Origin of the sequence: Streptomyces sp. NPDC048295 (genome assembly GCF_040652135.1) — a bacterium.
Taxonomy (GTDB): domain Bacteria; phylum Actinomycetota; class Actinomycetes; order Streptomycetales; family Streptomycetaceae; genus Streptomyces.
Window position 1 is genome coordinate 74,265 of the sequence record NZ_JBEZLL010000033.1, and the last position, 11,097, is coordinate 85,361.

At 70.5% G+C, this 11,097-nt stretch carries 11 protein-coding genes and 2 pseudogenes; 5 read left to right on the plus strand and 8 right to left on the minus strand.

The window, feature by feature from the left end:
- The first annotated feature begins 522 nt into the window (after positions 1 to 522).
- The 5 genes from AB0D53_RS35555 to AB0D53_RS35575 all read left to right on the plus strand — a co-directional run bounded on the left by AB0D53_RS35555 (position 523) and on the right by AB0D53_RS35575 (position 4,850).
- Entirely contained in the window at positions 523 to 981 is a 459-nt protein-coding gene (locus AB0D53_RS35555) for a MarR family transcriptional regulator (protein WP_362453445.1), read from the plus strand.
- Positions 978 to 1,847, plus strand: a complete 870-nt coding sequence (locus tag AB0D53_RS35560) for an ATP-binding cassette domain-containing protein (RefSeq protein WP_362453446.1) — start codon at positions 978 to 980, stop codon at positions 1,845 to 1,847. The genes AB0D53_RS35555 and AB0D53_RS35560 overlap by 4 nt, the downstream gene beginning before the upstream one ends.
- The gene (locus tag AB0D53_RS35565) at positions 1,807 to 2,670 is read left to right on the plus strand and encodes an ABC transporter permease (RefSeq protein WP_362453448.1); all 864 of its coding nucleotides are present in this window, start codon (positions 1,807 to 1,809) and stop codon (positions 2,668 to 2,670) included. The genes AB0D53_RS35560 and AB0D53_RS35565 overlap by 41 nt, the downstream gene beginning before the upstream one ends.
- A gap of 347 nt (positions 2,671 to 3,017) precedes the next feature.
- Complete coding sequence (locus AB0D53_RS35570; RefSeq protein WP_362453449.1) at positions 3,018 to 3,221, plus strand: hypothetical protein; 204 nt, start codon at positions 3,018 to 3,020, stop codon at positions 3,219 to 3,221.
- A 465-nt stretch (positions 3,222 to 3,686) separates the two neighbouring features.
- The gene (locus tag AB0D53_RS35575; protein WP_362453450.1) at positions 3,687 to 4,850 is read left to right on the plus strand and encodes a HoxN/HupN/NixA family nickel/cobalt transporter; all 1,164 of its coding nucleotides are present in this window, start codon (positions 3,687 to 3,689) and stop codon (positions 4,848 to 4,850) included.
- Between the two features lie 235 nt (positions 4,851 to 5,085).
- On the opposite strand, the pseudogene AB0D53_RS35580 reads toward AB0D53_RS35575, so the two are convergent.
- The 8 genes and pseudogenes from AB0D53_RS35580 to AB0D53_RS35615 all read right to left on the minus strand — a co-directional run.
- Positions 5,086 to 5,325: pseudogene (locus tag AB0D53_RS35580) on the minus strand (ISAzo13 family transposase); the annotation flags it as partial.
- The gene (locus AB0D53_RS35585) at positions 5,318 to 5,704 is read right to left on the minus strand and encodes a TetR/AcrR family transcriptional regulator (RefSeq protein WP_362453452.1); all 387 of its coding nucleotides are present in this window, start codon (positions 5,702 to 5,704) and stop codon (positions 5,318 to 5,320) included. The pseudogene AB0D53_RS35580 and the gene AB0D53_RS35585, both read right to left, overlap by 8 nt.
- A gap of 57 nt (positions 5,705 to 5,761) precedes the next feature.
- Positions 5,762 to 6,421, minus strand: coding sequence for a response regulator transcription factor (locus AB0D53_RS35590; protein WP_362453453.1), 660 nt, complete (start codon positions 6,419 to 6,421; stop codon positions 5,762 to 5,764).
- Positions 6,418 to 7,575: a histidine kinase gene (locus AB0D53_RS35595; RefSeq protein WP_362453455.1), complete on the minus strand. Its 1,158-nt coding sequence runs from the start codon at positions 7,573 to 7,575 to the stop codon at positions 6,418 to 6,420. The genes AB0D53_RS35590 and AB0D53_RS35595 overlap by 4 nt, the downstream gene beginning before the upstream one ends.
- A complete protein-coding gene (locus AB0D53_RS35600; RefSeq protein WP_362453456.1) occupies positions 7,572 to 8,411 on the minus strand; it encodes a type II CAAX endopeptidase family protein in 840 nt (279 codons plus the stop codon). Before AB0D53_RS35600 ends, AB0D53_RS35595 begins: the two co-directional genes overlap by 4 nt.
- A gap of 458 nt (positions 8,412 to 8,869) precedes the next feature.
- Positions 8,870 to 9,337 carry a hypothetical protein gene (locus AB0D53_RS35605; protein ID WP_362453457.1) on the minus strand — a complete coding sequence of 156 codons (468 nt, stop codon included), beginning with the start codon at positions 9,335 to 9,337 and terminating at the stop codon, positions 8,870 to 8,872.
- 471 nt (positions 9,338 to 9,808) lie between these two features.
- Complete coding sequence (locus tag AB0D53_RS35610) at positions 9,809 to 10,546, minus strand: tyrosine-protein phosphatase (protein WP_362453459.1); 738 nt, start codon at positions 10,544 to 10,546, stop codon at positions 9,809 to 9,811.
- A 438-nt stretch (positions 10,547 to 10,984) separates the two neighbouring features.
- Positions 10,985 to 11,097, minus strand: a pseudogene (locus AB0D53_RS35615) (ketol-acid reductoisomerase); the annotation flags it as partial.

An 11,097-nucleotide genomic window follows, 5' to 3' on the forward strand; every position in this document is an offset into this window, starting at 1 on the left:
GAGGTCACGACGGACTCCCCGGCTTCCGGCATGATCGAGGCGCAGGTGTGTGCCGAAGCGCATGGAAGCCGTCCTCATGAGCCGCCGCCCACTGCCAGGGTTTCGTTCCTTCGGCGCGTGGCGGGATGACGCCGGCCGCAGCCGACGCCGGCTTCCAGGTGCAGGTGTTCCAGGTGTTCACCGCGATGGCGTTGCCGAAGCGCGTGGCGAGCGGCAGGCAGACCTTCCCCTCTCACCCTCCGGCTCCCCCCACGGAAGCTCCACCTCGACCGGCGGATGCGCTTCTGCATGACGCTTCAGCTCCTCGGCCACCGAGCGGGGCATTTCCACGGTGCGGATCTTCTTCCCCTTCGGCAGAGCCGAGTACAGCCTTCCGCGAATCGCCCGCACCTGGCGCCGCACTCACGCTCGCAGCGTGAACCCCGTGTCCACATTCCGGGGCTCACCTCAGGGACGGCGACCCCGCTGTCCTGCACAGGAGACAACCGCACATTAGCTCGTATACAGAGCTAAAATGGGCAGATGGCGGCGGGTGATCTACCTGATGAGCTCGCCGGACTTCTGCCCCGTATCCAGAGGCTCGCCCGGCGGAGGCTGTGGAGCGGACAGTCGGCGTCCCGGCTGCGCGGGGCGCACGCCGAACTCCTGCGGCTGGTGGCCGCCGAACCCGGCATCCGCGTCTCCGCAGCCGCGCACAGCCTCTGTCTCGCGCCCAACTCGGTCAGCACCCTGGTGAACCGCCTCGTCGCCGAAGGACTGCTACGACGGGAGAAGGACCCCGGAGACAGGAGGGTTGCGCTGCTGCATCCGACCCCGGCGGGGATCGGAAAGCTGAGCGACTGGCACGCCCGTCGCGAGGCGCTGTTCCGGGAACACCTGGCCGGACTCGACGCGGCCGACCGGGCGGCACTCGCCGCCGCACTCCCGGCCCTGCACAGACTCGCAGCCTCACTGCGAAGCCAAGGGGATGAGACCGCGTGACCACGGAAACCGCCCCCGCCCTCAACTGCACCGGACTGAGCTACAGCTTCGGTGACGCGAAGGCCGTCGACGGCCTGGACCTGCTGGTCGACGAGGGGGAGGTGTTCGGCCTCCTGGGGCCCAACGGCGCGGGCAAGACCACCACGATGCGCGCGATCACCACACTCCTGCCCGTGCCGCCCGGCGTCATCGAGGTGTTCGGCCATGACGCGGCCCGGCACAGGATGGCGGTGCGGCGCCTGCTCGGCTACGTACCGCAGCAACTGTCGGCCGACGCGAGCCTCACCGGCCGGGAGAACGTCCAGCTCTTCGCCCGCGTGTTCGACGTACCCCGCCGCGAGCGCGCCGCGCGGGTCTCCCAGGCGCTGGACGCGGTGGGACTCGGCGATGTCGCGCACCGGCTCACCGCCACGTACTCCGGCGGCATGGTCCGCCGCCTCGAACTCGCGCAGGCACTGGTCAGCGCGCCCCGGCTGATGATCCTGGACGAGCCGACCATCGGCCTGGACCCGATCGCGCGCGACAGTGTCTGGGACCGCATCACCGAGATACGGGTCGGCACCGGCATGACCGTGCTGGTCACCACCCACTCCATGGACGAGGCCGACCAGCGCTGCGACCGGCTCGCGCTGATGCACCTCGGCCGGCTCCGCGCGCTCGGCACCCCCGCCCAGCTCAAGAGCGAACTCGTCGCCCACCGAAGGGAATCGAGCGAGACGGGCCTTCCGCCACCGTCCCTGGAGGACGTCTTCCGGTACCACTCCGGAAGCGGACTGAACGACCCCGGTTCCGCCGCGGAGAACGGGGAGAAAGGAGCGTTCCGAGATGTCCGGCGTACCCGTCGCACCGCATCCCGCCTCGGCTGAGTCCGGCCCGCCGGATCAGCGCTTCGCGCTGCTGCTGACCCCGCCACCGCCCCGCACCGGCTGGCACGTCGTACCCGCGCGTGTCACCGCGATGTGCGTGGTCGAAATGCAGAAGCTGCGCCACGACCGCACCGAGATCTACACCCGCGCCGTACAGCCCGCGCTCTGGCTGCTGATCTTCGGCGTGACGTTCTCCCGCATCCATGCCATCCCCACCGGCGGCGTTCCCTATCTCGACTTCCTCGCGCCCGGCATCATCGCCCAGTCCGCCATGTTCATCGCGATCTTCTACGGAATCATGATCATCTGGGAGCGGGACTCCGGCGTCCTCACCAAACTCATGGTCACACCGACGCCCCGGACCGCCCTGGTGACCGGCAAGGCCTTCGCCGCCGGGGTGAAAGCAGTGATCCAGGCCGCGGTCGTCATCGTGATCGCCGCTCTGATCGGTGTCGGCATGACATGGAACCCGTTGCGGCTGCTCGGCGTCGTCGTGGTCGTCGTGCTCGCCTCGGCGTTCTTCTCCTGCCTGTCGATGTCGATCGCCGGGATCGTCCTCACCCGCGACCGGCTGATGGGCATCGGCCAAGCCATCACGATGCCGCTGTTCTTCGCCTCCAACGCGCTCTACCCGGTCGCCCTCATGCCCGGCTGGCTCCAGGCCGTCAGCAGGGTGAACCCGCTGAGCTACGAGGTCGACGCCCTGCGCGGGCTGCTCATCGGCACCCAGGCCCACCTCGGCCTCGACCTCGCGGTCCTCGCTTTCGCAGCGTTGGTCGGAATCGTCGCCGCCGGTTCACTGCTGGGCCGCCTGGCCCGCTGACCATCACAGGGGTGTCCGGGTTCACCAGCCGTTCGTGCGATCAGCCCGCCTCGTCGAGCAGATGCCGGAACGCCTCCCATGCGGCGCCCTCCGGAGATCCTTCACCGGCACGGAATCACCCGGCTCGGCGCCCGGGTCCCCTGCGGCATCGTGGCCGGCTGTTGCGGCGGCCAGGTGCGCACGGAGGGTGGCCGGCACCGGGTGGGGATGGGTCCTGCACGCGTCCCAGCAGTGCGCCCTGCCCGGACTGCTGGACGTGGGCGGCCTCCAGCGGAATCCGGAAGCACTCGAAGCGGGTGGGCACCTGCTCGCCGTCGTGGTCCCCCTGACTGTTCCACCGCTCCGGCGTGGGCTCCTCCGGCACGGGCGCCGGGCGGGTCACCGTGCACGCCCACGGCCACGACAGAACCCTTGGCACCGCCTACTCCGAACACGGCCTCGTCGTCTTCGTCGAGAACGCGGGCATCCACGACCCCGACACCGGGCTCGACGCCCCCCCCCGCCGGATCGAATGGCGCGGCGGCCGCGCCCACCCGTGGAACGTCGGATGAGCCCGCACGGTCCGTCCGAGGCCGCCGCCACGAGAAGCCGGCCGGACGGCGCGGTCCGCGACCGCCTGCCCGACGGCACCCGGGGTGTGGTCGCGGTCGCCGCGGACGGAGGGCTGATCATCGCCCTCGACGCCACGGCCCGGGACACGGGGCCGAACGCCTCGTCGCCGGTCAAGCAGCTCCGCGGCGGGGGCGGGGGTGGCTCCCCGGAGCCGCCCAGGGCGGCGGCCTGCCCGCCGAAGCCATCATCGGCGCCCTCACCGCCCTGCCAACGGCGGTCGTCTCCCGCTGACCCGAGGTGGGCGGGGAGTGGCAGTTTCGCCACGCCCCGCCCACGGCAGCGCAAAGCTTCCACCAGCTGTCGGCCAGGCTTCGGTCAGGGCGGGCCCGGAACCTTCTTGCTCACAGGTTGCAACAGCATGGTGTGCGCGATAAGAGTCGAAGGCGAAGCGAAAGAAGACGCGCATGTCAGCATCCCCTGCCCCCTCGATACCCGGCCGCTCCCGCTGGCGGCGCCTGGCCGGGTCCATGACCCGGGCGGAGTGGCGGCGGGTGGCGGGGATGACCGCGTTCATCGCCGCGCTGCACCTGATCGGCTGGTTCACCCTCGTCGCGATCGTCGCCCCGGAGCACTACAGCCTGGGCGAGAAGACCTTCGGCATCGGCATCGGGGTGACCGCCTACACGCTCGGCATGCGGCACGCCTTCGACGCCGACCACATCGCCGCCATCGACAACACCACCCGCAAGCTCATGCATGAGGGCCAGCGGCCCCTGTCGGTGGGCTTCTGGTTCTCGCTGGGCCACTCCAGCATCGTCTTCGCCCTCGCTGTCCTGCTCTCGCTGGGCATCAAGGCACTCGCCGGGCCGGTGGAGAACGACGACTCCAGCCTCCACGACGTCACCGGCTGGATCGGTACCACCGTATCCGGGACCTTCCTCTACGCCATCGCGATCATCAACCTGGTCATCCTCGCCGGGATCTGGAAGGTGTTCCGCGGAATGCGGCGGGGGCACTTCGACGAGGCCGCCTTGGAGGAGCAGTTGAACAACCGCGGGTTCATGAACCGGATCCTGGGTCGGCTGATGAAGTCGATCAACAAGCCGTGGCAGATGTACCCGCTGGGCCTGCTCTTCGGGCTCGGCTTCGACACCGCCACCGAGATCGCCCTGCTGGTCCTCGCCGGCACCGGAGCGGCCTCCGGGCTGCCCTGGTACGCGATCCTGTGCCTGCCCGTCCTCTTCGCTGCCGGCATGAGCCTGCTGGACACCATCGACGGCTCGTTCATGAACTTCGCCTACGGCTGGGCGTTCTCCAAGCCGGTCCGCAAGGTCTACTACAACCTCACCATCACCGGCCTTTCGGTCGCGGTTGCCCTGATCATCGGCACGGTCGAGCTGCTTGGCCTGATCGGCGAGAAGGCCGGCCTGCACGGCCCGTTCTGGGACTGGGTCGGCGGCCTCGACCTCAACATCATCGGCTATCTCATCGTCGGCCTGTTCCTCGCCACCTGGATCGCCGCCTTCGCCGTGTGGCGATTCGGGCGCATCGAGGAGAAGTGGACCGCCGACCTCCAGCCCGCGGACGGGGCGGCGACGGCACCGGGGCGGCCCGCCGATCTCCCCTGATGCGGCGAGCCCGCGCCCGCAACAGCACCTCCGCAGACCCCAACGGCAGCCGCCCCACGTTCAGGAGCGGCTGCCACCGGCCTTACGGTGCGGGCTCGTGGACGACCGTGGTGGTCGCACAGTCCCTCGGCGAGCCCCAGGAGGGTGACGCTCGGCCTCATCGACGGCCTGGCCCCGGCGCAGCCACGCCCCGGCGTGCGCGCTCGTCAAGGCCGACCGGGCGCAGCCCGGCACGGCCGAAGGGCTGGGCGCGCAGGTCTCGGGGGCCGGGTCTGCGCGGGTAGAGCTCGGTGACCAGGACTCTGCCGGCGGTGGTCTGCGTGTCCTTGGCCCCTGCGCCGCGAGCGCGGAGGCGTGCGCCTCCGCGTTGCCGGAGCCGTCCTTGCTCACGTAACTCGTGCAGATCCTGGGTCGGTTGGTTGATGAGTTCACCCGGCGTCGGTTCGGGCATGCCGGTCGGCTCCGGGTTAGGCAGAGGCCCGGAGCCGGGCTGCGGGGACGGGCGGTCGACTGGCCACAGGTCCCCGGCTGTGCTGGTAGAAGGTGCGCAGCGAAACACCTGCCGATTCGGCGATCTGGTCGACGGTGGTGCCGGTAAACCCCTGGCTCTTGGAGCAGGAGATCGCGCCCGAGGTGTGGAAGGAGACCGAGCTGCTGTCGAAGAAGCCGTCGGCGGCGTGGTTCGGCGTCGACGCCTTCTTCACCTCGGCGGCGCTGAGGAACTGGTACGTCGACTCCGAACACCCCACTGCCGCACCGATATCGGGACCGCCGCCTTCGGCCTGTCCGCCGATCTCGTCCTCGACGCAGGCTTGAGCACCCTCACTTCGAAAGACGGAGCCGAGTACGAGCACATGCGACGGCTCGGTGTCATGAAAGCCGTCCGGGACGGGGCGGTCGTCCGACGTGTGTCAGGTCACCAGGCCGTTGCGGTAGGCGAAGACGACCGCCTGGACCCGGTCACGCAGGTCGAGTTTGGTGAGGATGCGGGACACGAAGGTCTTGACGGTCTCGCGGCTGATCACGAGGGCCGCGGCGATCTCACTGTTGGAGAGGCCGTCCGCGATGAGCCGGAGAACTTCCAACTCGCGCGGCGTCAGCGGGATGTCCTGCGCGTTGTGGTCGGTGGGCCGGATCCGGGCGGCGTACCGGCCCACGAGCTGACGCGTCACGTCGGGGTCGAGCAGTGCCGCGCCCGCGGCGACGGTCCGGATGCCGTGCAGCAGCCGGTTCGGCGGCGCGTCCTTGAGCAGGAACCCGCTGGCGCCCGCTCGCAGCGCCTCGTAGACGTACTCGTCGAGGTTGAACGTTGTCACCACGAGTACCTTGACCGGATGCTCCACGCCGGCGCCGGCCAGTCGGCGGGTGGCCTCGATGCCGTCGAGCACCGGCATGCGTACGTCCATCACCACGATGTCCGGGCGCAGTTCACGGGTGAGGTCCACCGCGGCCTGCCCGTCTCCGCACTCGCCCGCCACTTCCAGGTCGGGCTGGGCGTCGATGATCGTGGACAGGCCGGTGCGGATGAGCACCTGGTCGTCGCAGACGAGGACCCGGATCGGCGCGCTCACGAGGGGTTCCTCCCGGGTATGCGCGCCCGGACGGCGAAGCCGCCGCCTGTCCGGGGGCCGGAACTGAAGTCGCCGCCCAGAACGTCGACCCGTTCCCGCAGGCCGACCAGCCCCCGCCCGCTTCCGCTGGGGGACCCGGCCCGCGAGCCCGAGCCGTCCGTGTCGACTTCCACAGTGATCTCGCTCTCGCAGTGGCGCACCAGGACCGAGGTCTTGCCGCCACGGTCGTGCTTGAGGGCGTTGGTCAGGGCCTCCTGCACGACGCGGTAGGCCACGAGGTTGGCGCTGTCGGTCGTCGTCGCCGGCGTGCCCTCCTCGGTGAACTCCACAGGCTGTCCCGCCCGGCGGGTCTGCTCGACGAGCGTGAGCAATCGGCCGACCGGCGGCGTCCTGGGCTCGGAGCTGTGGTCCGGATTGAGCAGGTCGAGCAGGTGCCGCAGGTCGGTGATGGCCCGCCGGCCCGTGTCGCTGACGGCGGCCAGGCTCTGGTCGAGGCGGTCGGGCGCGGCGGTCAGATACCGGGCCGCCTCGGACTGTACGACCATCGCCGTGACGTGGTGGGTGACGATGTCGTGCAACTCGCTTGCGATGCGGGCGCGTTCGGCGTTGCGGGCGTCCTCGGCGCCCCGCTTGTGGCGGTCGGCCTCCGCGGCGCGGGCGGAGCGCATCCACATACCGATGCCCCACGCGGGGGCCAGCGCCAGGTAGAACGTGACGAACTCGGACACCGGTTCGCTCCCCGAACCGATCCGGTGGAGTGCGACGGACAGGGCCACGAACGCCGCCGTGAGGACGATCAGGGTGGTACGCCGGTACCGCTCAAGATAGGAGCCCGCGCTCAGCAGGGCGATGGGCAGCGCGGAGCCGGCGAAGAGGTGATAGCCCCGGAGCTGGTCGAGGGCGAAGCCGCCCGCCACCAGGGCGACGCAGGCGAGCGGCCAGCGGCGGCGAACAGCGAGCGGGAGGCACTGAAGGACGACCGCCACCCCGGCGAGCGCGTCGGCGGGCCGGGTGGGCAGGCCACCGACCTCCGTCCCGTTGCCCCGCAGCGACGGCAGGAGCGATGCGACGAGGAGCAGTACTCCGAGCGGCAGATCCCGGACCGTGACGTCGAGCCGGTGCCACAGCTCCGGAATCTGTCGGCGAAGGATCATCGGAGGAGTGTAGTGGTGGCGTTGACACGCGCGGCACGCCGGGCACCGAACGGTACGACGTTTCCGCGCCGGTGAGCCAGCCACAGGAACACGAGCGTGAGCAGGGCCCCGAACCCCACCGAGTACACGCTGCCCTCCGGTCCGAAATCGCCGCCGGTGATCAGCTTCGGGCCCGAGAGGGTTGCGTCCAGCAGCCCCAGGTCGCGGCCGTTGCCGGAGACCTCGGTGCTGAAGACGCCGGCCGCGGCGAAGTTCCAGCCGAAGTGCACGCCGATCGGCAGCCAGAGGCTGCGGGTGGCGGCGTACGCGGCGGCGAGCATGAAGCCGGCCTCGATGGCGATGGCGATGCCGCCCCACAGCGACGCGTGCTCGTTGAGCAGGTGCGAGAGCCCGAACACGAGGCCGGTCAGCGCCAACGCGATGTACGTGCCGATGTGCTCCTCGACGATCCGGAACAGGACGCCGCGATAGACCACTTCCTCCATCACGGCGGCGGCGGCCATGAAGCCGATCAGCCCCAGGGCGGCCTTCCCCGAGCCCGGACCGTCGACCTCGTAGTAACCGGAGGCGAAGAGATTCACGATGACGGCGCCGAACATCCCGGCACCGATGAGGATGCCCCAGCCGGTCTTGGCCACGGCGCCCTCCCCGGCCACGTCCAGGGCCTGCCGGTGTTCGGTCCGCCGTACGACCCATGCGTACACGAGCACCGCCAGCGCGGCCATCACAAGGCCGAGGGCGAACGTGAGCCAGTCGTTGTCCTTCACCGCGGTGACGGTATTCCCGCTGATGGCGTACAACGCCACGACGGCCAGGAACTGCCAGACGAACCTCATCAGTACTCCTTCGTCGAACCCGTGAGCGGAATGCCGGGGCTGCACTCGACGCTACGGATCCGGCGGTCGGAGATCGTCACCCCACGGTGGACATCCGGCTGTAGCTCGCACGGGGGACAAGCCGGCCGGTGTCGTCGGAGTCCTGGCCGACCTCGTGCCATGACCAGCGACTGCGCCGACGCTCTCGCCTCCGGCCCGCTCCTGCGGGACGGCGGGCTGTACAGCCAACTGCGAGGCACCGCGGCTGCGCGTGGTCCCCGACGGCAAGGGCCGCCACGGACGAGCCGACATGACGATCCGGCTGCCCGGCGGCCCGGACGTCGTCGTGGACGATCGACTCCCGCACCGACCCCGCGCCCGCACAGAAGCCGGCCCTCGCCCGCGACGTCGGCGTCCACCCGCTCCGGGCCGCTTGGGCACCGGCAGGATCGAGCGGGCGGCAGACGAAGGGCTGCGGATCACAACGCCCCGGGCTGGGGCTCCTCGCCGTCGTAGGCCGCCAGCGCGGCCTGGCGGCACTCCAGCACGTCGCCGAGGTCCTCGTGGGTCAGGTGCTCCCGGGTCAGTGCCACCATGGCCCTGGCCTCGACCGAGGCCCATGCGTGCCGGGCACGTTTATTGGCGCGGCGCCTGGTGTCGCTGCGCAGGAAGCCCGCTCCAGCCGCGAACCCGGCAGAGGCCAGAGCAGCGAGGGCAGCGGGAACGCGCACGTCCGCCGAGGCCAGTCCTGCCGCTCCCGCCGTGCCCGCGAGCAGGGCCGCGGGGAATCCGAGGGCGATGTCCGTCCTGGTCCAGAACTCGGCCCGGCGGTGGGCGAGTTTCCTCTGGCGCGTCGCCTCGTCTCTCAGCCGCTCGATCCCGGCACGCAGGCTGTGCGCGAACTCGTCCGGACTCAGGCGCGTGGTTCCGTCAGCGGGAGTGACCATAGAAGCATTCCAACACGCCTGCACCAGAAGCTACTTGGCGTGCTCGGTCAGCCTTTGGGCGCGGCGGATGTGAGCTTCCCACAAGGGTGTGCCGCCAAGCCGTGCTGCCGATCTCGCCAGATGGGTGGCAGGCCCTCACTGACGCGGCATACATCTCCATCACCGTGGCTACGACCGCGGTCTGCTGGACCCCTGCCGGGGCCGGGACTCCGAAGCGGCGGCCCGGGGCGGGAAATAGGAAGTCCACACCGACCCGCACGACGTTCGCCGGATCTGGGTAAGGCTCCCCGGCGGAAAGCTCGCCGGGATCCCGTGGAACCACCCCGAGCACGCCCGCCATCCGTTCGACGACCGCACCCGGCAGTACCTCCGGACCATCACCTCCACGGCCGACAGGTGACAGTCCCGTGCTCCCGGTGCCGGTCACGGCACGCGGGTACTCTGCGCGGGCGGCGCAGCCGCGCCGGGCCCTCAGGCGTCCTCGCCGGTGAGGAGCCTGGACCTCAGCCGGTCGACCGTGTCGTCCGTGAGCTCGACCCGGTCCTTGAGATAGCCGTGCACGGACCCGTAGCGGGATTCGAGGCCGGTCAGGACCAGCTCCATGATCCTCTCGGGGGCGCGTCCGTAGCCGGGCCACGTCATGACCCGGCCGGGGTTGGCGGTGTGCCAGTCCGCGAGCAGGCGCGCCGTGGCCAGCTCCGTCAGGGCGAAGTCCGCGAGGACGTCCCTGCGGTCCACCCCGAGCAGGGTGAGGACGAACGCCCCGATCAGCCCGGTACGGTCCTTGCCCGATGTGCAGTGGAAGACGACGGGCCCCGGGGCCCCGGCGATCTGTTCGAGGACCTGCCGGATCTCCTCGGCCCCGTCCTCGGTGACCTCGGCGAACCGGTCCGCGAGGTAGCGCCACGGGTCGATGTCCGGGTCGATCTCCGCCTGGTCGTACGGCTGGTGCTCGATGCTCAGGTTGACGTAGTGGAACCGTTCGGCCTCGGGCACGCGGCCCTTGGTCTCGATCTCCCAGGGGTAGCGCAGGTCGATGACGGTCCGCACGCCGAGCGCCAGGAACCGCTCCCAGTCGGCCCCCCGCAGCTTGCCGAGCGAGTCGGCCCGGTACAGCGTCTGCCAGGCGACGGTCCTGCCGTCGACCGAGCGGTAGCCGCCCAGATCACGGAAGTTGTGCAGTCCGTCGAACGCGATGTGCCGGTCCATCGGGTCTCTCCTTGTTCTTCGGGCACCGATCGTGCCGGTGTCGCAGGTTCGCGGTCGCTTCCTCCCCGACCGGTCGGGCGGCTCGGAACTCCTGACCGTGCCTCGACACCGTCGGACCCGGCCTCGACCACGTGCGGCCCCGCGAGGGACCCGTCGTACTCGGCGACGGTCGCCACACGATGCTCCGGGGCACGCGTAGATCTTCCTACGCTATCCGCAACGGGCGGCGTTCTTCCCGCCGTTCGGTCCCGGGCTTCCGGAGCCGGCGGACGGCCCGTCCTCCCTCCTCACCCGGAGAGCCTTCTTCGATGGAGATCCGTTTCCGTGCGTTCCTGCGGCCGGGCGTCGTGCTGCGCCTGGCTCGCGGACAGCGCGGCGTCCGGTCCCCGCGGGCGCCTTCGCGCACCGGGGGCCGGACGTCCGTCGGCCGTCTCGCGGCTACGCGTCCTCGTCGTCGACCCAGCTCATGAGCTTGCGCAGCTCGCGGCCGGTGGTCTCCAGGAGGTGGTCGCTGTCGGCCTTCTTGTACTCGTTGTACTTGGGCAGACCGT

Bases quoted from the DNA above. Each gene is read 5' to 3' on its own strand.
- AB0D53_RS35555 (WP_362453445.1), top strand. From the start codon at position 523: ATGGCGGCGGGTGATCTACCTGATGAGCTCGCCGGACTTCTGCCCCGT.
- AB0D53_RS35565 (WP_362453448.1), top strand. From the start codon at position 1,807: ATGTCCGGCGTACCCGTCGCACCGCATCCCGCCTCGGCTGAGTCCGGC.
- AB0D53_RS35575 (WP_362453450.1), top strand. From the start codon at position 3,687: ATGTCAGCATCCCCTGCCCCCTCGATACCCGGCCGCTCCCGCTGGCGG.
- AB0D53_RS35595 (WP_362453455.1), bottom strand. From the start codon at position 7,575: ATGATCCTTCGCCGACAGATTCCGGAGCTGTGGCACCGGCTCGACGTC.
- AB0D53_RS35600 (WP_362453456.1), bottom strand. From the start codon at position 8,411: ATGAGGTTCGTCTGGCAGTTCCTGGCCGTCGTGGCGTTGTACGCCATC.
- AB0D53_RS35605 (WP_362453457.1), bottom strand. From the start codon at position 9,337: ATGGTCACTCCCGCTGACGGAACCACGCGCCTGAGTCCGGACGAGTTC.
- AB0D53_RS35610 (WP_362453459.1), bottom strand. From the start codon at position 10,546: ATGGACCGGCACATCGCGTTCGACGGACTGCACAACTTCCGTGATCTG.